This is a genomic window from Streptomyces sp. NPDC001480, assembly GCF_042894725.1.
Lineage (GTDB): Bacteria > Actinomycetota > Actinomycetes > Streptomycetales > Streptomycetaceae > Streptomyces.
On record NZ_JBIAVX010000009.1, the window covers coordinates 269,161 to 290,837 of the forward strand.

The 21,677-nt window shown below is 68.9% G+C and carries 24 protein-coding genes and 1 pseudogene; 10 read left to right on the plus strand and 15 right to left on the minus strand.

The window, feature by feature from the left end; all coding sequences use genetic code 11:
• Positions 1–115: 115 nt before the first annotated feature.
• A complete protein-coding gene (locus ACFY01_RS23975) occupies positions 116–883 on the plus strand; it encodes a hypothetical protein (RefSeq protein WP_390737755.1) in 768 nt (255 codons plus the stop codon).
• Between the two features lie 81 nt (positions 884–964).
• On the opposite strand, the gene ACFY01_RS23980 is transcribed toward ACFY01_RS23975, so the two are convergent.
• Positions 965–1,438 carry a MarR family winged helix-turn-helix transcriptional regulator gene (locus ACFY01_RS23980; protein ID WP_390737756.1) on the minus strand — a complete coding sequence of 158 codons (474 nt, stop codon included), beginning with the start codon at positions 1,436–1,438 and terminating at the stop codon, positions 965–967.
• Between the two features lie 109 nt (positions 1,439–1,547).
• Here ACFY01_RS23980 and ACFY01_RS23985 point away from each other — a divergent pair, with 109 nt between their 5' ends.
• Entirely contained in the window at positions 1,548–2,519 is a 972-nt protein-coding gene (locus ACFY01_RS23985) for a zinc-binding alcohol dehydrogenase family protein (protein WP_390737757.1), read from the plus strand.
• 141 nt (positions 2,520–2,660) lie between these two features.
• On the opposite strand, the gene ACFY01_RS23990 is transcribed toward ACFY01_RS23985, so the two are convergent.
• Together ACFY01_RS23990 and ACFY01_RS23995 are read right to left on the minus strand one after the other, a co-directional pair.
• Positions 2,661–3,518 carry an MBL fold metallo-hydrolase gene (locus tag ACFY01_RS23990; RefSeq protein WP_390737758.1) on the minus strand — a complete coding sequence of 286 codons (858 nt, stop codon included), beginning with the start codon at positions 3,516–3,518 and terminating at the stop codon, positions 2,661–2,663.
• Positions 3,519–3,625: 107 nt separating this feature from the next.
• Complete coding sequence (locus ACFY01_RS23995; protein WP_390737939.1) at positions 3,626–4,069, minus strand: HIT domain-containing protein; 444 nt, start codon at positions 4,067–4,069, stop codon at positions 3,626–3,628.
• Here ACFY01_RS23995 and ACFY01_RS24000 point away from each other — a divergent pair.
• On the plus strand, positions 3,966–4,337 hold the full coding sequence (locus ACFY01_RS24000) for a hypothetical protein (RefSeq protein ID WP_390737947.1): 372 nt from the start codon (positions 3,966–3,968) through the stop codon (positions 4,335–4,337). The two genes, ACFY01_RS23995 and ACFY01_RS24000, sit on opposite strands and share 104 nt — an antisense overlap.
• 155 nt (positions 4,338–4,492) lie before the next feature.
• Here the strand turns inward: ACFY01_RS24000 and ACFY01_RS24005 are convergent, their stop codons facing one another.
• The 3 genes from ACFY01_RS24005 to ACFY01_RS24015 form a co-directional block, all read right to left on the minus strand.
• Positions 4,493–6,664, minus strand: coding sequence for a TerD family protein (locus tag ACFY01_RS24005; protein WP_390737759.1), 2,172 nt, complete (start codon positions 6,662–6,664; stop codon positions 4,493–4,495).
• Positions 6,665–6,865: 201 nt separating this feature from the next.
• A complete protein-coding gene (locus ACFY01_RS24010) occupies positions 6,866–7,027 on the minus strand; it encodes a hypothetical protein (protein WP_390737760.1) in 162 nt (53 codons plus the stop codon).
• A 33-nt stretch (positions 7,028–7,060) separates the two neighbouring features.
• Complete coding sequence (locus tag ACFY01_RS24015; RefSeq protein WP_390737761.1) at positions 7,061–7,846, minus strand: amidohydrolase family protein; 786 nt, start codon at positions 7,844–7,846, stop codon at positions 7,061–7,063.
• Between the two features lie 101 nt (positions 7,847–7,947).
• Between ACFY01_RS24015 and ACFY01_RS24020 the strand changes: the two genes are divergently transcribed.
• Positions 7,948–8,301: a MerR family transcriptional regulator gene (locus ACFY01_RS24020; RefSeq protein WP_390737762.1), complete on the plus strand. Its 354-nt coding sequence runs from the start codon at positions 7,948–7,950 to the stop codon at positions 8,299–8,301.
• Positions 8,302–8,406: 105 nt separating this feature from the next.
• On the opposite strand, the gene ACFY01_RS24025 is transcribed toward ACFY01_RS24020, so the two are convergent.
• Complete coding sequence (locus ACFY01_RS24025; protein ID WP_390737763.1) at positions 8,407–8,616, minus strand: hypothetical protein; 210 nt, start codon at positions 8,614–8,616, stop codon at positions 8,407–8,409.
• Between the two features lie 28 nt (positions 8,617–8,644).
• Here ACFY01_RS24025 and ACFY01_RS24030 point away from each other — a divergent pair.
• The 3 genes and pseudogenes from ACFY01_RS24030 to ACFY01_RS24040 all read left to right on the plus strand — a co-directional run.
• Positions 8,645–8,722: pseudogene (locus tag ACFY01_RS24030) on the plus strand (LysR family transcriptional regulator); the annotation flags it as partial.
• A gap of 157 nt (positions 8,723–8,879) precedes the next feature.
• The gene (locus tag ACFY01_RS24035) at positions 8,880–9,386 is read left to right on the plus strand and encodes a LysR family transcriptional regulator substrate-binding protein (RefSeq protein ID WP_390737940.1); all 507 of its coding nucleotides are present in this window, start codon (positions 8,880–8,882) and stop codon (positions 9,384–9,386) included.
• 218 nt (positions 9,387–9,604) lie between these two features.
• On the plus strand, positions 9,605–10,153 hold the full coding sequence (locus ACFY01_RS24040) for a GNAT family N-acetyltransferase (RefSeq protein WP_390737764.1): 549 nt from the start codon (positions 9,605–9,607) through the stop codon (positions 10,151–10,153).
• Between the two features lie 224 nt (positions 10,154–10,377).
• On the opposite strand, the gene ACFY01_RS24045 is transcribed toward ACFY01_RS24040, so the two are convergent.
• From ACFY01_RS24045 to ACFY01_RS24070, 6 genes are all read right to left on the minus strand, one after another.
• Positions 10,378–10,884 carry a DinB family protein gene (locus ACFY01_RS24045; protein ID WP_390737765.1) on the minus strand — a complete coding sequence of 169 codons (507 nt, stop codon included), beginning with the start codon at positions 10,882–10,884 and terminating at the stop codon, positions 10,378–10,380.
• 355 nt (positions 10,885–11,239) lie between these two features.
• Entirely contained in the window at positions 11,240–12,976 is a 1,737-nt protein-coding gene (locus ACFY01_RS24050) for a trehalase family glycosidase (RefSeq protein WP_390737766.1), read from the minus strand.
• Positions 12,977–13,052: 76 nt separating this feature from the next.
• Complete coding sequence (locus tag ACFY01_RS24055) at positions 13,053–13,877, minus strand: carbohydrate ABC transporter permease (protein ID WP_390737767.1); 825 nt, start codon at positions 13,875–13,877, stop codon at positions 13,053–13,055.
• On the minus strand, positions 13,874–14,860 hold the full coding sequence (locus tag ACFY01_RS24060) for a carbohydrate ABC transporter permease (protein WP_390737768.1): 987 nt from the start codon (positions 14,858–14,860) through the stop codon (positions 13,874–13,876). The genes ACFY01_RS24055 and ACFY01_RS24060 overlap by 4 nt, the downstream gene beginning before the upstream one ends.
• A 20-nt stretch (positions 14,861–14,880) precedes the next feature.
• Positions 14,881–16,128 (minus strand): extracellular solute-binding protein, encoded by a 1,248-nt coding sequence (locus tag ACFY01_RS24065; RefSeq protein WP_390737769.1) that lies wholly within the window; start codon positions 16,126–16,128, stop codon positions 14,881–14,883.
• A 141-nt stretch (positions 16,129–16,269) separates the two neighbouring features.
• Positions 16,270–17,292, minus strand: coding sequence for a LacI family DNA-binding transcriptional regulator (locus ACFY01_RS24070; RefSeq protein ID WP_390737770.1), 1,023 nt, complete (start codon positions 17,290–17,292; stop codon positions 16,270–16,272).
• Between the two features lie 626 nt (positions 17,293–17,918).
• On the opposite strand from ACFY01_RS24070, the gene ACFY01_RS24075 reads away from it, so the two are divergent.
• From ACFY01_RS24075 to ACFY01_RS24085, 3 genes are all read left to right on the plus strand, one after another.
• A complete protein-coding gene (locus tag ACFY01_RS24075) occupies positions 17,919–18,077 on the plus strand; it encodes a hypothetical protein (RefSeq protein WP_390737771.1) in 159 nt (52 codons plus the stop codon).
• A gap of 228 nt (positions 18,078–18,305) precedes the next feature.
• Positions 18,306–19,022: a hypothetical protein gene (locus ACFY01_RS24080; protein WP_390737772.1), complete on the plus strand. Its 717-nt coding sequence runs from the start codon at positions 18,306–18,308 to the stop codon at positions 19,020–19,022.
• 185 nt (positions 19,023–19,207) lie between these two features.
• Positions 19,208–19,636 carry a VOC family protein gene (locus tag ACFY01_RS24085; protein ID WP_390737773.1) on the plus strand — a complete coding sequence of 143 codons (429 nt, stop codon included), beginning with the start codon at positions 19,208–19,210 and terminating at the stop codon, positions 19,634–19,636.
• Positions 19,637–19,840: 204 nt separating this feature from the next.
• Here the strand turns inward: ACFY01_RS24085 and ACFY01_RS24090 are convergent, their stop codons facing one another.
• A complete protein-coding gene (locus tag ACFY01_RS24090; RefSeq protein WP_390737774.1) occupies positions 19,841–20,320 on the minus strand; it encodes a transposase in 480 nt (159 codons plus the stop codon).
• Positions 20,307–21,677, minus strand: coding sequence for a radical SAM protein (locus ACFY01_RS24095; protein WP_390737775.1), 1,371 nt, complete (start codon positions 21,675–21,677; stop codon positions 20,307–20,309). Before ACFY01_RS24095 ends, ACFY01_RS24090 begins: the two co-directional genes overlap by 14 nt.

Here is a 21,677-nt window from a genome sequence, read left to right on the forward strand (position 1 = left end):
AGGTGCGTTGATCTTCCGGGCGGCAGCCACATGCAGCCGCAGACGGTGCAGGGTGCCTCGTAGCGAGGTCGCCCCAGCATGCATACCCGTCATCACCTCACCGGAGGCCCACAGCATGACTGCTCAGCAACCCCTCACCTACGACGCGTTCGTCGGACTCGCTGCCGCCGATCCAGCCGTCGTCGGCCTGGTCCTCAAAGGGTCCCAAGCTCACGACGGCATGGTCAACCCGTACTCCGACCACGACCTGTACGTGGTCGTCGCCGACGACTCCCCCACCGATCTGACCCGGTTCGCGGGCCACCGTAGCGCCCAACTCGACCTTGTCGTGGTCACTTTGACCGAGTTCCGTGGGGCCGGGACGCCCGGTTGGGAACGCTACGCCCTTGCCCGTGCCCAGATCGTGCTCGACCGACTCGACGGAGGCATCGCACGGATTCTCGCCGACAAAGCCCGTCTGGGGGTGGATGAGGCATTCAAGGACGCAAGTGGCTGGCTCGATGCCTATGCCAACTCGCTCTATCGCTCGGTGAAGAACCACCGGGACGGCCAGACTCTCGCTGCTCGTCTCGACGCCGCCGACAGCATCCGGTTCCTGCTTGAGCTGCTCTTCGCTCTCGACCGTCGCCCCCGCCCCTACAACAAGTACCTGGAGTGGGAACTCGCCCGGCACCCGCTGCCGGGCTGGGACACCGGCGCGCTGCTTCGTGCCGTGGACCGCATCGCGACCACGGCTGATGTGTCCCAGCAACGACACGTCTTCGCCCTTGTCGAGACGGCGGCCCGAGAAGCCGGACACGGCACGGTGCTGGACGCGTGGGGCGACGACCTTGACCTCATGCGACCGCAAGAGGCAGACAGCGACACCCCCGACACCCCCTGAGCTCATCGAGTTCATCAGCGCGCGCACCGTTGGGGGCCGGAAACCCGGCCGGTCGTGAACGGCTCGTTCTGTAACGAGCCCTCAGCGGCGGCGGGGGGTGTGCTCGACCAGTACGCGGGTGGCACGCTCCAGGAGAGCGCACAGGGCGGCGTGCTCCTCCGGTGCGAAGGCGTTGGTGAGGGCCCGTTCGAGCACGATCACCTCCTGATAGGCGCGATCCAGCACGGTGCGACCCTGGTCGGTCAATGACGCGAGGAGGACTTTGGCATGCGCTGGTGACGGCGTGCGGGCGATGAGGTCCTTCTTCTGCAGGCCGTTCAGGACCGTGGCCATCGTCTGCTGTGTGACGCCGCAGGCCCGGGCGAGCTGCGCACCGGACATGTCCGCTTCCGCTGAGAGGGCGAGCAGCACGGTGTACTGGGTCATGGTGAGACCGTGACCGCGCAGGACAGCTTCGTGGTGACCCATCAGGGCTTGTTCGGCGCGCCGGATACGGCCGCAGAGGTAGTCCTCGGCCGGGGCTCCGGTCTCGTGGTTCACCGTCGGATCAGCCATCGACCCCTCCGTTTGAATCAGTTCTCTTAGTTGACTCAGCATGCTGATACTCATATGGTCGGCACACACGCCTGTATCAGGATACTGATTCACCTGAGGGAGCAGAGACATGAAGGCTGTCGTCCTCGATGCCGATGACCGGTTCCACCTGACCGACCTGGAGCGGCCCGTTCCCGGCCCCGGCCAGGTCGCCATCGCCGTCCAGTACGCCGGGCTCCAGTGGGGCGATGTGCTCGTGCGCCGCGGCCACTTCCCCGTACCGCGACCCTTCGTCGCCGGTTTCGAGGCCGCCGGGCAGGTCGTCGGCGTCGGCGCGGACGTTGACGAGGCGCTGCTGGGCCGGACGGTCACAGCGCTGACCGGCGGGGGCGCCTTCGCGGAGGTGGTGATCGCATCCGCCGTGCTCACCTTCGATGCCGAGGGGCTCGACCCGCGAACCGCCGCCGCGTTCGGCTGGGCGACTCCGACCGCGTACGACTTGATCCACACGGTAGCCCGAGTGCGATCGGGCGAGCGCGTCCTGGTCCACGCAGCGGCCGGCGGTGTCGGCACCATGGCCGCCCAGTTCGCCCGGGCCGCCGGGGCCGACCGGATCGTCGGCGTGGTCGGCGACGCCGAAAGGGCCGCCTACGCCGCCCAGTTCGGCTACGACCGACTGATCACACGCGCGGAGTTCGCAGGGGATGGGGACGGGCGCTTCGGCGAGGAACCGTTCGACGTCGTCCTCGATCCGGTCGGCGGCTCCACCCGCCTGGCCAGCCTGCGGCGACTGGCCCCGCATGGCCGGCTGGCGATGTACGGCGCCCTCGCCGGCTCCGCGCCCGTGGCGCTCGACAGCGACGAGCTGCTGATGAACGGCCGGTCCGCACTGTCCTACAACAGCGACCTGCTCAGCCGGACCCACCCCGAACGGCTCGCAGACAGCGCCCGGCACGCTCTGCGGGCCGTGGCCCAGGGACACATCCGGCCGGGCATCACCGCCGAGTACGAAATGACCGACCTCGACGAGGCCCTGGGACGGCTCGCGGCGGGAAAGACGTACGGCAAGAGCATCCTGCGCGTCGCGCCGCACCTCACCTGACCGGGCTCCCTTGAGGTCACGCGGCAGGGCCGGACAGAGGGCGGCCGAGGTGGGCCGCAGCGTCCACTGCGGGCAGCGACTGGACCGATCGGTTTCCCGGACCTAACCCTCGTAGCAGGTCCGTGCCTGGGAAAACCACGGTCACAGGATGGTGGGGACCGCCCCGGGCTTGGCCGTCAGACGGGCACGCTGACCATGCCGGCAGCGGACGATCCGCTCGGCCAGTCCGATCCTGTCGACCTCGGCCAGAAACGCCTCCAGCGGTGAGCGCATCACCGTGTAGTCGCCGTAGTGGACGGGCAGGACCAGGCGGGGGTCGAGGCGGCGGGCGACTTCCGCTCCCTGCGCGCCGTCCATCGTGACCAGAAAGCCGCCGGGGAGCAGGGTGCCACCCAGGTGGAGTACGGCCAGATCGGCGGCCGGGAAGCGCCTGGCGATCTCGTTCAGACCCTCGTAGAGGAGAGTGTCGCCCGAAATGTACAGTCGTATGCGCACCGGTCCCCCGACGGGCCCGAACTCCAGCATGGTGCCCATCACCGGTGGCAGCAGCCCCCGCAGCACCGGGTGGCCGGCATGCCGACCCGGCAGCGACGTCACCGTGACCTGTGCCGCGCCCTGCCGCAGGGTCAGGGCCTGCCAGGTCCGTAGACCCGCGGTGCGGGCGAAGCCGTGCCACACCCTGAGACGGCGGGCGGCATGTGGGGTGGTCAGGATCGGCACCGCCCGGTCCAGGTGCCGACGGGCCCGGCGGTCCCAGTGGTCCCCGTGCAGGTGGGACAGCACGATCCCGTCGAGGCGGGGCAGCTCGTCCACGTCGAGTGCCGGTTCCGTGAGACGCCGGCTCAGCAGTCCGTACCCGAGGTAGGCGTACTGCCCGCGGTGCAAGAAGTTGGGGTCGGTGAGCAGCGTGAGCCGCCCGTAGCGCACGAGCAGCGTCGCGTTGCCGATGAAGTGGACATCGACCGCGCCGTCCGCGAGGTCGTCCGTGATCGGAGCCATGGCCGTCCGCCCTTCGCCGCGATCCTGGAGGAAGGCCGGCGCATCCGGAAGAGTGCGTGCCCTCCTCCCCAGACGGAGTACCCGTGCTCGACCAGCGCAGTCCGACGTCAGCTGCCGTTCCCGACCGTCGCGCAGGGGCTCGCTACTTGGCTCTCCGCCAAAAGCCCCGCCCTCCCGGTGGCCACTCTCGCGGCCTCCACGCCATCGGACCAACGCCGGCCTACCCACCGAAGGGCGGATGGCCACGATCTTCCGCATCTGATGGATGCGACGACCGGTTCCGTTTGGAGGTCAGGTGGCAGGAGCGGTCCCGAGCCGACCTGGACGACGACGCCGCACGGGTCAGAGCAGGCTTGGCGCGTGGCGGATACCGCCCCGGCCTCCAGACCCACCGCATGGGCCTTGGGGATGACGAGGAGATCACCGGGCGCGGCTGGATGGATATCCATGAAGGACAGGACCTGTGCGTCCTCGTACATCCGGCTGGCGCGCACTCGGCCGGAAACGATGCCGCAGAAGGTGCATGCCGGATCCGCGGCGAACAATCCCATGGAGTCAGCATGCGGCATCGGCTTCGGGCACGACCTGCTGGCGGTCAGCGAGCAGCTGACCGGGCTGAAGAACAAAGGCGGGCTGCGGCGCGGGCGGAGGAGCGACGTGCCGAGCAGCGCGCCAAGCGGTAGCGGAGGTAGACCCCGGTACTCGTCGATCAAACCCGACGCGGCTGCCTCGGCGGCGAGAGTCGCGCCGCCGATCACGATGTCACCCTCTCCCGGCTCGGCTCGTAATCGCTCGCTCTCTGAGCCGGGCGCCGAGTGAGGGCTGTTCGGCGGGCCGGCGCACACGAAAACTGGGAGGCGCCGAGTGGGCGCCTCCCAGTCGAGGCCGACGGCGAGGAAAGCGAAGGAACTCGTTTCAGGAAAGGAATTGAGAAGGAAGCCCCTTCATGGCCTCGCCGCAGGCAACGCTAGCACTCAGCCCGGGATCAAGTCGCGCAGATTTTCGGGGGTGATGATCCGTGAGTCCGGATGCAGTCCCTCGGGACGTTCGAGGCCGATGTACATCACGGGCTCGTCAGGGACCGGCTCCCCGTCCCACAGGTCCACGGTCGTGGTGTCGCCGGACATCAGGTCGATCAGGTACCTCACCGTAAGCTGCTCCCGCTCCACGATGGCGCGCACCACCTTCGACACGGATACCTGGTTCTCCTCGACCCGGTTGGCCGACGAGATGCCCCTCAGATACAGGTGCAGCCACTTCGCGCGCCACCGGCCGTCTTCCCCGCGCCGGAACACCAGCGGCAGCGCGACCCGGCCCACCCCACGCAGCTCCGACTTCATCCGCACTGTGCGCGGCTCGAACGGCCGGCCCTTGTGCTCACCGTCGCGCAGCATGAAGCCGAAGAACGACTCCTCGACCTCCTCGAAGCCTTCGCCGGCGTAGATGTTGACCTGCGGAACGATGAACGTACTGCGCACTCGGTCCAAGGACAGGTTGATGAACTCCGAGGCCCCGTCGGGCGCCTCGGTGACGTCGCCCGAATGCTCGCCCCCGACGGCCTTGAGGGACGTGTAGGAGAGCCAGGAATCGGTGCTGTAGTCGGCATGGAGAAGCAGCGCCGACAGGTCGTAGTCGGTCCGGTCCTTGGTCTCCTTCCAGTACACGAAGAAGCGCAGCTGTTCGCCGTCGACCGCGGAGACCGACCCTCTCGGCAGTACGCCGAGCCCGGCCGCGGTTGCCCGGCCGCTGAGCGGCAGCGCCACGTCGAGGACATCGGGGTCGAGCAGCAGCCGGCCCGGTGCCGGGAGCCGACGGCGCATCTCAGCGTCGAGGGCGGCGACCAGCCGATCCCGGTCGGCGGCCGGTACCGGCGGTCGGAAGTCGGGGGTCACCCACGCGCGGCCCCGGCGGTTGACGAAGATCCGGGGTTCGTCGCTCTCGCGTGCCCGGTTGTGCAGATGCTCGCGCACCGAGAGCACGACCCGGCCGGAGACATCGGGAGCGACTTGCACCGCCGCGGCCACCACCGCGTCCCGTTCCTCCTGGTCGGCGGCGGTGCGCAGCAGGAGGTCCAGGGCGCGGAACAGCTTGCCGGGAGCGGACTTGAGCAGCTTCACCGCACCGAGGACGTCAAACTCGTCGAGAAGCTTCTCGACCCTGCTGTCGAAGGACCGTGCCTCCTTCTCGCCCCGCGCGACCGAGAACACATCGGCGGCGTGCGGCCAGCGCGGGTACTCATGCGGATGGAGGCGTTCGCCGAGCCGCTTGAAGGGCTCTCGGTGCGCGTGTACATCGGCGAGCTTCGCGGGGTTCGCCGCGACCACGGCGTCGAGACCCGCGAGCAGTCCCCGGCGCACCGGCCGCGACAGCGCCCGGAACCGGGTCGGCTCCTGAAGCGTCACGTCGCCACCCGACAGCGCGCAGGCCAGCCGCAGCACATCGGTGACGGTGTCCAGGAGGAGGTCCGCGCCGACGCCGAGCCGGGCCTCGTTGATGACCGCCCGGTTCTCCCGGACCGGGATCGCCTCCGGCTGGGGGCCGAGCGCGCACCGCTCGGCGAGGATCTTGAGGTCGCGCAGGTCGTCCTCGCCCAGCGGGGTCGTGCTGCCGGCCAGGGCCAGGTACAGATCGGTGAGTTCGTCGTCCAGGTCCCGGCCGAGATGCAGGACGGTGACCCGGTCGCCCGCCGAGGCAATCAGTTCGTCCTGCGCCGCGAGCATTTCCTCGTAGGTGTGCTGGTACCGGCCGTACGTGGGGAGGCTGAGCAGGTCCAGCACCCCGTGCGCCAGCTGCTTCAGCACGTTCTCGCGCGACTTCTCGTCGCCGAGCGCCTTGGCCACGCACCGCATCCAGAACTCTTCGGTGTCCGGCACGTTCGCCGGGAAGTCGATGAAGTACGAGTTGTGCCGGACGTGGTCGCCCACCATCTCGCTCACGGTGCGCAGCGTCCGCTCGGCGGTGTGCACGACCGCGGCCTCGGACAGCCCCGACAGCCGCTCCAGCAGCTCCGCCGAGAGCTTGAAGCCCACGGATGTCAGCGCCGCGTCGAACTGCCGTGCGGCGATGGCCCCTTCCCCGGCGGGGCCCTTGGGAGCGGAAAGGCGGTGCGTGTGCCGGATGACCAGCGATTCGAGACTGTGCGCCATTCGGGGATGATGGCAGAGGAGCCCGAGCCGGTGCACAGGAGTTTTCGTACGAGCCCCGGCATTGTGATCACACCTGCCACAGCGGACCATCTCACCCGCGAGTGACCAGCGCGTCGCAGATCACCGGACACAGGGCGAGCAGCAGTCCCACGGACGCCGGGCCATCCTCAGAGACGCGCCGGAAAGCGGCGGCGGGAACGCTCACGCGGGGCCGAACTCGTCCCGCAGACAGCTGATGGCCGCTTCGACCAACAGCCGCGCCTCGCGGGCGTCACGGAGGCTGATCTGCTGGGCGCCCTGGCCAACGGCGGTGCGATCCTCGCCCTTGAGCATCAGCCCGAGTGGTGCTGTCGGAGGCTGCACCGCCAGGCGGGTGCAGCTGTCTCATGCTGACGGTCAGAGACCGAGCAGTTCCGCGAGGGTGCCGCCCAGGACGCGATCGCGGAGTGCACCTGACGTGGTGACGCGTTCGACGGTGGCGCGGGCGAGGTACGGGTCGCCGTAGGGCGCGTCAGAGCCGAACAGGGTGCGGTCCGGCACCTCGTCGATGGCCAGGCGGACTGCGAAGACGATGTTCGCCGTCGACAGTTCCAGGTACATGTTCGGGGTGTCCCGGGCCAACTCGATTGCCGTCAGCCAGTTCAGTCCACCGAGTTGACTGATCACCAGGGGGACGGTCGGGTGACGGCGCGCGAGACCGGCCAGAGTCGCCAGGTCCCGCGCCGTGGTCGGCGCGAAACCGTGCACGACAACAGGTAGCCCACCGTGATCGGCGGCAGCCCGCAGGACCGGCTCGAGCCGACCGGCCCCGTCCGGTGGCGGGGTCAGCTCACCGATGCCCCGGAAGCCCCGGCCGACGATCTCCCGCTCGACTTCTGCGGCGATCTGCTGGGCCGGCAGGTCCGGGCGCACCTTGCCGAAGCCGATGAAGCGATCGGGGTACGCCGCGCATGCTGAGTCCAGCTCCTGCCTTGCGGCCTGGTAGTCGTCCGGACCGCTGGACCGTCCGCTGATCGTCTCGTCCAGCACGCTCATCTCGCGCCGGAACGAGGCCAGATCGGTGGCCCGCTCGGGATGCGGACGGGTGCCGAAGAGCACGGCGAGGTCGACTCCTGCCTCGTCCAGCAGGGCGATGTGGCTGTGCACGGGATCGTGGACATGGCTGTGCGCGTCGATGATCAACGGATTCTCCTGGTCAGCGCCGGTGACGGCGACGGAATGCCGCCGCCGGTCCCATCGTTGGAGGTTGACACCATGTCAAGGTCAAGCTCCGTGGAGAAACGATGCTGATTGGGCAGTTGGCCAAGAGAACGAAGACCAGTGAGCGCCTGCTCCGGTACTACGAACGCGTCGGCCTTCTCACCTCGAGCCGACAGGCCAACGGATACCGCGATTACGACGACACCGCCGAACAGACGGTCAGACAGATACGCGCCCTGCTGGCGGCCGGGCTGTCCACCAACCTGATCCGGCAGGTGCTGCCGTGCGCTCGCACCGACGGATCGCTGCGTCCGTGCCCGGGAGTACTGGACAAACTCCACACCCAGCTCGCCCGCCTCGACCGGCGCGCGGACGAGCTGGCACAAGCGCGCCAGACCTTGCAGCAGGCCATTGCAGCAGCTGAACTTGCCCAGTAGCCGCGTGGTTGCCCGAGCGGATCGCGTCGAATGCGGCAGCCATGTCGACAAACCGCCTTTTTTGAGGCGGTCCCGTGTGTGCGCCGTCTCCCGTGGTCGGCAGGATCAACAGGGGAAGGTGCCGCTGTAGAGGGCGTGTCCGTAGGAGGAGCTTCCGGAGCCGAAGCCGCTGGTGCCGAGGCTGATCCCTTGACAGTAGATGGCGGCGCCTTCGGCGAGGCGGAGCTGCTCCCACGCGTGAAGAGCGGTGTCGGCGGACGGTGCTTGCCGCAAGGCGTGGAAGAGGGCGATGGCGTCGGCGGCCGCCTTCTCCACGCTGGCGGCGGTGTGGGGCCGGACCTCGATGGGCGTGACATTGAAGCAACTGGCCATCTTCGCGGCCATCGCGGACCACGAGGGCTTCGGCGCCGCAGCGGAGGCGCTCGGCATGGGCCGGTCCTCGGTCTCGCACGCGCTCGCCGCGCTGGAGCGCGAAGTGCGCGACGATCGGGCTCGCCGTCCCGCCGACGGCCGCACACGGATAGCTCCCGAGCCTGCTGAAACTGTGGCGCACCCACCTGCCCCACGCACAGATCAAGATCTCCGAAGGCCTCGACGAGGAGATCGAGACCTGGCTGGAGAGCGGCACCGTCGACGCCGCCCTCCTCACCGACCCGGACCCCATGCCCCGCGGGGCGCTGCGCATCGCCACCGACACCTACCAGGCGGTCGTCCGCACCGACCACCCTCTGGCGGGCCAGGACACCATCAGCCTCGACGACCCGCTGGACGACCCGCTCCTGGCCACCACCAGCGGCTGCGAGACCGCGGTCAAACACCTCCACGCGCTGGCCGCCCGGCCCTACCGGCCCGCCCAGCGCATCCCTGAGTTCACCACCCTGCTCGCCATGGTCGAAGCAGGCCTCGGCGTCGCGATCGTCCCCTCCCTGGCGGCCGGCATGCTGTCCGACACCCTCACCCCGGTGCCGCTCATGCCGCGCCTGGAACGCCACCTCGTCCTGACCGGGCCCGCCGGCCGCCCCTGGCATCCCAACGTCACCACGATCCGCGACCTGTCCCGCACGCAGGCGCCGTACACAGGTTGAACCGTGCGGACTCACGCGGGCAACGGCCGCCTCGATCATGGTCCGTCACTGTCCCACCACATGGCGCTGACCGCAGTTCCGTGATCCCCAGATCAGCGGCGGGAACGGGGGGTCCTTTCGGCAGGGTGTCTTCCTGCCGTGGCACGCAAAGTTGGACGAGCGGCCGTAAGGTCCGCTCTTACGAACCACCCGCACGGTCGTGCGATAGGTTGCCCGCCATGACCGGACTCGGACCCGTCGCCTGGCCGCCTGCCCCGATAAGGACCGAACGGCTCGTGCTCCGCGGGTCCGAGGCCCGAGACCGTGCGGCGTTCATCGAGCTGTTCGCATCATCTGAGGTGCGCACCTACCTCGGTGGCCCTCGACCGCTCGATGAGCTCGAACGTGCGATGCCCGAGATACCCGGGCGGCGCCCTGGCCTTTTCGTCGTCGATCTCGACGGAGCGATGATCGGCACGATCAACTTCGACCGGCGCGACGCAGAGCGGCCGGGTCACGTCCGCCCGCACGCCGGGGAGGCCGAGCTCGGTTACATGTTCCTGCCGGAAACGTGGGGACGCGGATACGCCGCCGAGGCGTGCGCGGCGGCACTCGACTGGTTCGCCGACGTACTCCCCCGCGAGCCGATCGTGCTCTGCACCCAGACCGCCAACGACCGCTCAGTGCGCCTCGCGGCGAAGCTGGGGTTCACCGAGGTGGAGCGGTTCGAGGAGTACGGCGCCGAGCAGTGGTTCGGCGTGTGGTCCTCAGCCACGCCGACCGGTTGAGCCCGGTCGTTTCCCGACCTACGAGATCCGGAACCGCCGCCACGACATCCGCTGCCACATCGTCCCAGAAGTCAGTCACCTGGTTCCCGGAGATGCCCACGAAGCCGTCGTCACCACGGTGTTCGACTTCGTTACCCGCGTTGCCTGAGCTCGTTCCACCGGAGGATCGCTTGACGAACTTGACGCCGCGCCGGGTCACCCCGCTGTTCGGTGCCTCGAAGTATCTACTCGCCGACGGCTCCGTCGATCGCTTCGCGCAGTAGGTCGGCGTGGCCGTTGTGACGCGCATACTCCTCGATCATGTGGGTGAGGACGTAGCGGAGTGAGATGGTCTCGCCGCGGAAGTTGACGGTGTCGTCGAGGGAATCGAAGGAAGAAGCGACGGCGCGGGCGCGGGCGCACTCCTCGCGCCAGACTTCGAACGCCTCGTCAACTTCGGCGTCCTCGACGTGGAACTCGGCGAACGTGCCCTCGACCTCTCCGGGCCAAGGCGTCTTGACATCTTCGGCGTTCACGACGAAGCGGAACCAGCTCCGCTCGACCGAGGCCGCGTGGCGCACCAGGCCCAGGAGCGTGAGTCCTGAGGTCGGGATCGCCTTCTGCTTCAGCTGTTCGCCGGTCAGGCCTTCGCACTTCATGGCCAGGGTGGCACGCTGGTAGTCGAGGAACGAGGTGAGCGACGCACGGTCGCCGGCCACCTTCGAGGGGTGAATGCGCTGGTCATCGTCCACCGAGCGATCATGACAAGAATGGGTCGCCGCGGGCCAGCCCGTCCGAAGGGCGGACGGCAAAGTCCGACCACCCCACCGGCACCGATGCCGGAGATCAGGTGCGGGGCAAGCTCTGACGCACTCGTGCACGGCAGGCAGTGATGCGTCGCGTGACGACTCGGACGGTGTCGCTCGTGTGCTCGTGGCCGCCGAGACGGCGGGCCGATGGTCTGGGCCGCGGCGAAGCCGAACAGCGCGGCGGGCTGCCCGTCGGGACCCGACATGTCGTGCAGCTCCTGCAACGGGCCGGTTCTGCTGACCGCCGCCCCCGCGAGTCCCGCATCCCGCCAGAAGGCGGCATGGCAGCGACGGCCGGTCAGTAGCCGTCTCGGTGTGCCTGCGCTGCCGCGAGGAGGAGGTAGCTGCTGGCGGTCCAGGTATAGGCGCGGTCGCGCAGGCCCGTTCCGGTGAGGGCGTCGAAGTTCTCGGCGAAGCCGTGGGTCTCGCACAGGGCGCGGAAGCGTGCGCTGACGTCGTCCGCCAGGCGCTGGTGGCCGGCGCGGCGCAGCCCGTCCTCGATGAGGACGGTGGCGGGGGCCCAGATCGGGCCGCGCCAGTAGCCGTCGGCGAGGTAGTGCGGTGAGGTGGTCAGCTCGGTGGCCAGGCCGTGCGGCGTGAGGTGGGCCTTGATGCGGTCGGCCAGCGCGCTGCTGATCTCGGCGGGCAGGTGCTCGCCCAGCACGATGGGCATCAGGTCGAGGAGGCTCGCGCTGCTCCAGGTGGCCCCGCTGGCCACTCCCCGAGCGACGAACCGCTCCCCGGTCCAGAGCTGGTCGAGCAGCGCGGCCTGCGTCTCCTCGGCTGCGGCCGTCCAGTGGCGCGCCATGTCCTCCTTACCCAACTCCGCAGCCAGATCGGCGAGTTCCCACAGCTGGAGTACGAGGAAGGCGGACAGGTCGGCGGTGACGACCACGCGCTCGGGGTCGAAGGTGGTGGCGTTGTCCCAGCCGCTGTCATTGCCGTGCTGGTAGTGGGCGAGTTCGGCGTCGGGGGCCCGCCGCGCGCAGAGCCAGAAGGCGGTCCAGCGCTCCAACCAGGCGTAAGCCTGCGCTAGTTGGTCATGGTCAGGAGCTGTCGGCAGGAGGCGTCGCAGGTGGCCGAAGGCCCAGCCGTGGATGGGCGGCTTGACGAAGTTGTAGAGGACCTCGGAGTGCGTGACCGAGTCGGGCAGGGCGCCGCCGGCCTCCTGGTGGTCGAAGGGCATGGCGAACTGGTCCAGGGCGAGTTCGGGGCAACCGGGTGCCAGGGCAAGGGCGTTGAAGCAGTGGTCCCAGCTCCAGACCTTGTCCATCCAGTGCTTGGACATCAGCACGGCGGGCCGGGTGACCAGGCCCGCCGGCCGTACGGTGGCCGACCAGACGACGTAGGCGGCGAGTTCGGCGGCCGGTGTGGCGGACGAGCGCCAGGGGGCCACCGCGTCGATGAAGTCCGCGAACGCGCGCCGCGCGGATTCCACGATGTCGTCGAAGGTCCCCGAGGGCACGTACGGCGGGCGGGCGGTGTCGAGTGCGTCGATCGCGATCTCCCAGGCCCCGTCCGCGTCCGCGGCCACGACGACACCACGATGTGCGCCGCCCAGGGCCTGCGCACCGGCCACCTCGGCGAGGGTGCCGGACAGCGTGGTGACGCGGTAGCGGTGCCCGGTCTCGTACGACGTGAAGACGTGCCCGTCCGCCGCCGGGTCGTGGAAGAAGTACGTTCCGCTGAACGGGGTCAGGGCCCGCGCTGCGGCGAAGACGCCGATGCCCAGGCCGCTGCCCCGCAGGCGTACGGCGTCCGGTGACTCGTAGGCGAGGTCGATGCGCCCGCTCTCGCCGATCCAGCTGAGCAGGCCCGGTGTCGCCGTGACGCGGGTGTCGGCGCGGTCGCCCTCCGCCGTGTTCAGGGGGACCAGGCGCAGGACGCCGTGCATGCCGTTCTGGTGCGACACGAGATGGAGGTCCTCGGCGTACGTCCTCTCCGCCACCACGGGCGAGATGTCGAACCAGGATCCGTAGGTGCTGAACGGGATGTCGTGGACGGAGAAGGCCGAACCGGACGGGGCGGCGGTCATGGTGGCGTGACTCGTTTCTGGAGCAAGGGGCAGCAGCCGGCTGACAACTGGTCGACCGTGGTCGGGGGTTGGGGGCTCAGTCCTTGACGGCGCCGGCGGTCACACCGGCGGCGACGTAGCGCTGGGCGAGGACGAGGATCACCGCCGCCGGCAGCGAGGCCACGACGGCGGTGGCCATGATGGCGTTCCACTGCTGGTTGTTGTTGCCGATGTAGTGGTAGACGCCGAGGGTGATCGGCTCGTGGGCGCCGCCGTTGACCAGGGTGCTGGCGAAGACGAAGTCGGACCAGGACCACAGGAAGGCGAACAGGGACACGGTGACGACGGCGTTGCGGCTCATGGGAAGCACGACCGACCAGAAGGTGCGCAGGGCCCGCGCCCCGTCCACCTGCGCGGCCTGGAGCAACTCGCCCGGGATGCCGGACATGAACGCCGTGAAGATCAGGACCGCGAACGGCACGGCCAGGGTGGAGTCGGCGACGATGAGGCCGGCGACGGACTGGAGCAGGCCCAGTTGGAGGTAGATGGCGTAGAAGCCCATCGCCATGATGATGCCGGGGATCATCTGGGCGGCCAGCAGGACGAAACTCACGATGCCGCCGCCGCGCGGGCGTAGCTTGGCCAGTGCGTAGCCGGCGGGGGCGGAGAGGAGCACGGTCAGCAGGACGGTGCCCAGGCCGATGACCAGGCTGGTGCCGAGGTAGGGCAGTTGCTCGTCGAGGACGGTGCGGTAGCCGGCCAGGGTGCCGTGCAGGGGCAGCAGGTCCGGCGGGCTCTTGCGCATGTCCTGGTCGCGGGTGAGGGAGACGTTGAGCATCCAGTAGACCGGGAAGAGCATGATCGCGGTCAGCACGACGCCGGTCATGGTCTTCGCCGAGGTACGCCTGCGTATGCGGCTCATGACAGCGCCTGCATTCTCTGTACGCGGACGTAGACCAGGCCGAAGACCAGGGCGGCGACCACGAGCAGGTTGCCGACGGCCGCGCCCGGACCGAAGGACGGCAGGAGGTTGCCGAAGCCGAGCTGGTAGGACCAGGTGGCGAAGGTGGTGGAGGAGTCGGCCGGGCCGCCCTTGGTCATGATCCAGATGATGTCGAAGACCTTGAGCGTGTAGACCAGCCCCAGGAGCAAGGTGATCGCCGACACCGGGCGCAGCAACGGAAAGGTGATGCTCCAGAACCGGCGCCAGGCCCCCGCTCCGTCCAGCGCGGCGGCCTCGTACAGGCCGGCCGGGATGGACTGAAGGCCGCTGTGGAGCACGACCAGGTTGAACGGGACGCCGATCCAGATGTTGGCGATGATCACCGAGGCCAGCGACCAGGACGGCGAGGTCAGCCAGTTCACCGGCCCGATACCGACGGCGTGCAGGGCGGCGTTGACGACGCCCGATTCACTGTTGAGCATCCACGACCAGGTGGAGGCCGACACGATCAGCGGCAGCAGCCACGGTACGAGGAACAGGGCGCGCAGGGTGGCCGAGAGCCGGAAGTGCTGGTTGAAGAAGGCGGCGAGGGCGAGCCCGATGGCGTACTGGAAGAACAGGCACACGGCGGTGAAGAGGGCGGTGTGCAGCAGGGCCGGGGTGAAGGTCGGGTTGTCGAAGACGGTGCGGTAGTTCTTCAGGCCGGTGAACGGGGCGTCGCCCTGGACGAAGGAGCGGACGGTGTAGTTGCGCAGGCTCAGGTCGAGGTTGCGGTAGAGCGGATAGGCGTAGAAGAGGGCGAGATAGACGGTCACCGGGGCGAGGAATCCCCAGGCGGCCCACTGGGTGGAGGTGGGCCGGCGGCACATCCGGCCGCCGGCCCGGGGCGGGGTGGCTGCGTGCGTCGCCGCGTTCTGGACGCGCTCGTACCGGTGGTCCGGCAGCTTTGTCGTGTGGTTCATCAACGACCCTTGGGGGCGGGTTACTTGGCGGCGGACTGGGCCTGGGACAGCGCGTCCTTGGGCGACTTGGACCCGCTGAGGGCGGACTGGACGGCCTTCCACATCTGCTCGGAGATCTTGGGGTACTTGGTGCCCAGGTCGTCGCTGGTGCGGCCCTTGGCAGCCTTGACCGCGTCGACCCACGGCTTCAACTCGGCGTTCGCGGCCACCTGCTTGTCCTGGACCTCGGTGGTCGGGGCCACATAGGACAGGGTGGTGTCGGTGTTGTACAGGTTGTCTCCGCTGGTCAGGCAGGTCACCAGCTTCTGGGAGACGGCATAGCGGGCGGAGTCCTCCTGGACCGGGGTGGTCACGAACTCGCCGCCGGTCGGGGCCGCGGCGGTGCCGCCCGCGGCGCCGGGGATGGGCAGCACCCCGTAGGCGAAGCCGGCCTTCTTGGCGCCTGCGAGCTGCCAGGTGCCGTTCTCGCTGAACGCGTAGTCGCCACTGGCGAACTCCTGCCAGCTGGTGGTCTGGGTGTTGTTGAGGACGGAGTTGGGGGCGTAGCCCTGCTTCAGCCAGTCCTTCCACAGGGAGAGCGCCGACACGGCCTTGGAGGAGTCGAGTTCGGTCAGTTTCGCGCCCGCCCCCCAGAACCACGGCAGGAACTGGAAGCTGCCCTCCTCGGTGCCGATCGCCGAGAAGGTGATGCCCTTCTTGCCGGCCTTCTTCACCTTGGCCAGCGCCGCCGTGAGCGTGTTCCAGTCCTTGACCGAGGCGATGTCCACGCCGGCCTTCTTCAGCACGTCCTTGTTGTAGTAGAGGGCCAGCGTGTTGGCGCCGATCGGCGTGCCGTAGGTCTTGCCGCCGGACTGGCCGGCCGCGAGCAGGTTGGGGTCGACCTTCGAGGTGTCCAGCTTGTTGTCGTCGGTCGTGGTGAGCACGCCCGCCTCGGCCAGGGTCGACACCACCGGGTTGTCGACGATGAGGACGTCCGGCGAGTTGCCCTGCTGCGCCGCCAGCAGCGTCTTGTTGCCCAGGTCGCTGGTGTCGAAGGCGGTCCGCTTGATCTTCACTCCGGCCTTGGTGCCGCACTGGTCCAGCAGCTTCGCCCAGTCCGAGGTCTTGTCGAACTGCGGGTACGGGTCCCATATGGCGTATGTACCGCTGCCGGCGCTGTTGCTGTCGCTGCTGCCCGAGCCCGAGGAGCAGGCGGTGGCGGTCACGGCCACGGCCAGGGCGGTCACGGCTGCCGTCGTCAGACGGCGCTGTCTGGAGGAGCTGTTCATGGCGAGGGTTCCCTTGTTCTGGGCATGCGGGTGCCGAGGCACGGGGCGGTGAGGCCGGGCGGGCACGGCGAACGGCGCTGTCGGGCGGTTCGGGCGTCCGTGAGGTGAAGTGGATCGAGGAGGAGAACTACGCGGGTGCGGTCAGGAAGCGGTACCGGTCCTGGCGGGGCCGGTGCTGGCCCGCAGGGAGATCGGCGGTGCGAGAAGGTGGTGCCGGGGCGGTGCCTCGGGGTGGTCGAGCCGCTCCACCAGCAGGTCGACGGCGCGTCGGCCCATTTCCTCCGCCGGTACGTCGGCGGCGGTGAGCTGCGGGGTCACCGTCTCGGCCCAGCGGCCGGCGACGACCCCGGTGACGGAGAAGTCACGCGGGACGTGGCGGCCCGCCTGGGCGAGCCCCCGGTAGAGGCCGCCCAGCGCGGCCTCGTTCAGCGTCACGAGACCGGTGGTGGCCGGCTCGTCGTGCAGGATCTTTTCCAGGCAGGCCTGGCCGGACGCCGCGTCGTCCCCGCAGCAGTACGTCCGCACGGTCAGCCCGCGCTCGGCCGCGGCCTTGGTGAAGCCGTCCAGGCCACGGTGCGCGGACTCGTACCCGGCCCGCAGCAGCTGCTCGGGCCGGTTGACGAAGGCGATCCGGCGATGGCCGAGATCCGCCAGGTGGTGGACACACGCCGCCGCCAGCGCGGTGTGGTCCAGGCCCACCCACCAGCCGCCCTCCGGCTGGGCGGTACGGCCGATGGCGACGGACGGGAAGCCCAGCTCGGCCAGGTGGTCGACCCGGTCGTCCGCCAGCCTGATCTCCATCAGGATCGCGCCGTCGACCCGCCGCTCCCCCAGCAGCCGCTGGAACGAACGGTCACTGTCCACACCGCTCGGGGAGAGCAGTACGTCGTAGTCGTAGGCCGCGGCGGCCTCCACCACACTGCCGATGAAGTCCAGCTGCATGCCGGTGTAGTGGTTGCCGGCCGGGGGAAAGACCAGGCCGATCGTGCTGGTGCGGCCGTTGGCCAGGGCGCGGGCGCTGGCGTTGGGGCGGTAGCCCAGCTCGTCGATGACCTGCTGGATCTTGCGTCGGGTGTCGTCCGAGACCGGGCGCTTACCGCTCAGCGCGTACGACACGGTGCTCCGCGAGACACCGGCCCGATGGGCGATCTCACCGATGTTCACGGGTGGCTCCTTGCTCGAACCGGTTCGGGTCTCGGTGGAAAGAGTACTCATCGACTCATGCGGGTGTGGGATCGAAAGCGACGCGGCTCCGGTCGTCGAACCGGTTCGCGTGAAGTGAAGGTAGGAACAGACTCAGCGGCTGTCAACACCTCCGGCGACACGTTCGCATCCGTCAGAAGATCCGGATTTCTTCTCGTCGGGGGGATTGATGGCCAGGATCCTCGGTGCTAGCTTCCCGAACCGGTTCGATGAAGTGATCCTTCCGACGACCACAGGGCGGCTCCGCACCTCCCTTGAAACCGCAGGCCCGCTACTCCCGTCGACCGGACGAGTTCCTCTGCTGCCGCGGCGGCTCCATCGAATCGGTTCGACACATCTCGACACTCCGCTCGCCGATACACAAGGATTGAGGACGCAATCCATGCCATCCGCTGACAGATCCGCCCGGCGCCGGGCCCCGGCCGCCATGGCGCTGGTTTTTCGGTGCCGGCCTGCTGGCCGCACCGGCCGTCCCCGCGCAGGCGGCCGAGACGCCCCGGCCCACCGCCCACTACACCTTCGACCAGGACGACCTCGCGGCCGGCAAGATCACGGACAGTTCCGGCAACGGCCTGTCGGCGACCCTGGTGAACGGCTCCACCGCCCAGTCCGTCGCGGGTGCCGGCGGCGGCAAGGCGCTGTCCCTACCCGGCGGTGCCCCCATCTCCGACGGCGCGTACGTCCGCCTGCCCCGCGAAGTCCTCGACGAGGCAAGCGATCTGACGCTTTCGGCCCGCATCAAGTGAGGCGATGACAAGTCGGCCCGGCAGCGGATCTTCGATCTGGGCTCCGACACCGGCAAGTACCTGTTCACGACGCCGTCCAACGGCGGAGTGCTGCGCACCGCCGTGACCACCGGCGGCGAAGGCGCGGAGGCACAGGTCTCCGGCTACGGCGGCCGGCTACATCGGCAAATCCTTCTACCAGGCCCCCCTGTTCACGGGCGCGATCGACGACTTCACACCGACACCAAGGTGCACCTCACCAAGGGCAAGCACACCCTGACGCTCGCCGCGCAGAGCCTCGACGGCAAACGCGCAACCAAGGGCGACACCATCGTCGACCGTCTCACGCTGTCCCTGCCGGACGCGTCGGCGGCCACCGAGGTCCACGAGGGCGAACTGGCCTGGACGAGCGGCGGTGCGCATCCCGTCTCCGACCTGCCGAAGCACACCCCCGCCACCGCCACCGGCTCCGGCGCGGTCCGGGTCGCGGAGAACCAGAAGGCCACGTTCTGGGTCTACTCCCCCGCCGACCGCGAAGCCACCCTCGACGTCGACACCCTCAGCGGCGCGGACGCCCGGCTGTCCGTCAACGGGCACGACGTCCTGCACGTGACCAAGTCCAGGCACAGGGTGGCCGTCTCCCTCTCGGGCGGCATCGACAAGGTGACGGTGACCGGTGGTTCGGACACCACACTCGTGGACCGGCTGACAGTCATGCCCCCCCGAGGCGCGCTCAAGACGCGTACGTACGAGGCACAGAACGCCAAGCTCGCGGGCTCGGCCACGCTGACCTCGCTGCCACTGGCGACCGACGGTACGGCGATCAACGGAATCGGCGGCGACCCGGGCAACGGCAACATGGCGACGTTCTCGGTCACCGCGGACAAGGCCGGCCTGTCGACGGCACGACCTACGCCTCGGACACCTTCCCGGGAGTACTGCTCCGCTCCCGCTACGTGCCGCTGATCGACCGGACCGTCGTCGCACCGTACGCATGGGAGGTGCGATGAGATGATGCCCAACGGCGGCGCGGACGTACGGGACGTGCTCACGCATGACGCGCTCGGCGCTGTCGCCGTCCTTCTCCAGGATCGACTCCAGGACGAGGTGGTGCTCGCGGTCCGACTAGAGGCCCCTGCTATCGTGCGCCGATGTCAGCGATCAAGAAGTTCCAAGTCACCTTTGACTGTGCGGAACCTGAACGTCTCGCTCGCTTCTGGTGCGAGGTGTTGGGGTACGTCGTACCGCCGCCACCGGAGGGGTTTGCCACTTGGGACGATTTCAAGCTTTCGCAACCACCTGAGCAACGGGATTCATGGTTCGCCTGCGTGGATCCCTCAGGTGTCGGCCCGCGACTCTACTTCCAGCGCGTCCCCGAAGGGAAGGCCGCCAAGAACCGGCTGCATCTTGACGTGCGGGTCGGCACCGGACTCGTGGGCGAAGAGCGGCTCGCCGCACTTGAGGCCGAACGCGCACGTCTGGTCCCGCTCGGCGCGGTACACGTGCGGACGCTGTATGACGGCAATGACGCGTGCATCCCGATGCTGGACATCGAGGGCAACGAGTTCTGCATCGACTGAACGGTCAGGGCACTGCCCGCGGGTGGCGGCGGGCAGTGGTCCAGGCCTTGTGGGCCGATGATGCAGCGGTCGTCGTCAGGCGAGTACCACTCCCCTCCGTTCAAGGTCCGACGGGCAGGGGCACCGGCCGAGGACACAGGTGGCCGGTGGGCGGGGCGCTGGTGTCGGGGTCATGAACAGGCCGACTCCGGCGACGGCTGGCTTTCACCTGGCGTGGGCAGTGATCGTCGGTAGTGCCGTCGGCGGGGCCCCGATCCCTCTGGCCCGTGCGAGCACCGATTCAATGGCACGGTGTGTCCAGTCCCGCTCTGCTCGCTCACCCCACTCCTGCTGGTCAAGGCGGTGCAGTGCGGTCCACACACCCGCGTCGTGCCACTCGGAGAACCGCCGATGGGCCGTTGGTCCTGATGGGCCGAAGACCGGGGGGAGCTGCCTCCAGGCACATTCCGACGTCACGACGAAGACGATCGCGGCCAGTACGTCCCTGTCGCCGTATCGCTGCCGACCACCGCCCTGAGGCCGTTCCGGCGCGGCGGGCACCACGCGCTTGAACAACTCCCACAACTCGTCGGGCACCAACCGCTCCACGATTTCCATGACCTCGTACTCCCGACAGGTCTGTCTCGGCACCTTGGTGGTAGGCAACGGTCGGCCAGGTCGTGGGCGAACTTCAACGACCCGCATGTACACCCGTCTCCGCTGTTCGAAGGCCGAGACGTCGGACAGCGACCAGGTCGAGCCGCTCTTGCAGGTTGAACTTGAAGCTCGGGCACGGAAGATGGCCCTCGCGCCACAGTTTGGGGCAGCTGCCGCCGCAGACCGGGAGCAGGGGGCATCCGTTGCAGGGCTGGGAGCGGTTCTCGACCTGGTCGTACCAGTCGTCGAAAATGCCCGCCGGTCTGAGTTCCGTGGCGGTCAGGTCCTCGGTGCGGGCGAGGACGCCGGTGTCGCGCACACCAGGTACCAGCGGATGCTCCGAACACGAGTAGATCCGTCCCTCGGGATCGTGGATCTCGCTGCTTCGGGTGGTGGCTTTGCAGGCGGTGGTCTTGGTACCGGTGGGGAGTGCGTGCCAGCCGAACCCCAGGTCCGCCGCCAGGCGCAGCCACTCCGTTTCGCGCCGGGCGTACGACCTGGCCTCCAACTCCACTGCGGAGATGTCGTTCCCCCACGAGTGCACGGGCATGAACTGCACGGTGAATCTCGGAACGGCCAGTCCGGCCGCCGCCAGGTCGTGCAGCAGCGTCGTCACATGGGCTTCGTTCTCCTGGTCGACGTTGACGCGAAGGTTGATGCTCAATCCGGGTGCCAGGTCGTCGTGTGCCACGTTGCTCAGCACGCCGACACATCGCTCGAAGGACCCCCGGCCGTTCTTGAGGACCCGGCGGCGGTCGTGGATCTCCTGCGGGCCGTCGAGGGTGATGTCCAGCCGGCGCAGTCGGCAGGAGTCGTGGAGGTACCGCAGTTTGTGCTCGGTGAGCAGGCTGCCGTTGCTCGCCATCTGGGCGTGGTACCCGGTCCCGGTGGCCTCGGCTCGGGCGACGAGGCGCTCGCTCATCTCCCCGATGAGCCGGTATGCCATGAGCGGTTCGCCGCCGAACCAGGTGACGGTGACGAGTTCGGTCTCCTTGCGGTCCATCGCCGCCTCGATGCGGGCGAGGAGACGCTCGGCACGTTCCGCGGAGTGGCGTGACTTGTAGTGCTCCTGCCCGCAGTACGAGCAGCCCATGTTGCAGTATGCCGTCGGCATGATGGTGAAGCCGCGGTGCCGGACCGATCCGGATCCGGCCCGGAATCCGGCGAGGACCTCGCCGCGCTCGTCGGTCTGGGCATCGACGAGCGCGCCGAGACGGGCCAGTTCCTTCCGCTTGGCCGCTGGAATGGCGTCTATCGCCCCGCTGCGGAGCAGTTCTGCCGTGTTGACGTCCACGGAGAACACCTGGGCACGGCGGGACAGATAGCCCAGCCGCACGACAGTTCCGTCGGCACGTCGATAGGCGCGTTCGCTTGTCACCAGGTACCGGCTCTTGACCAGGCTCAT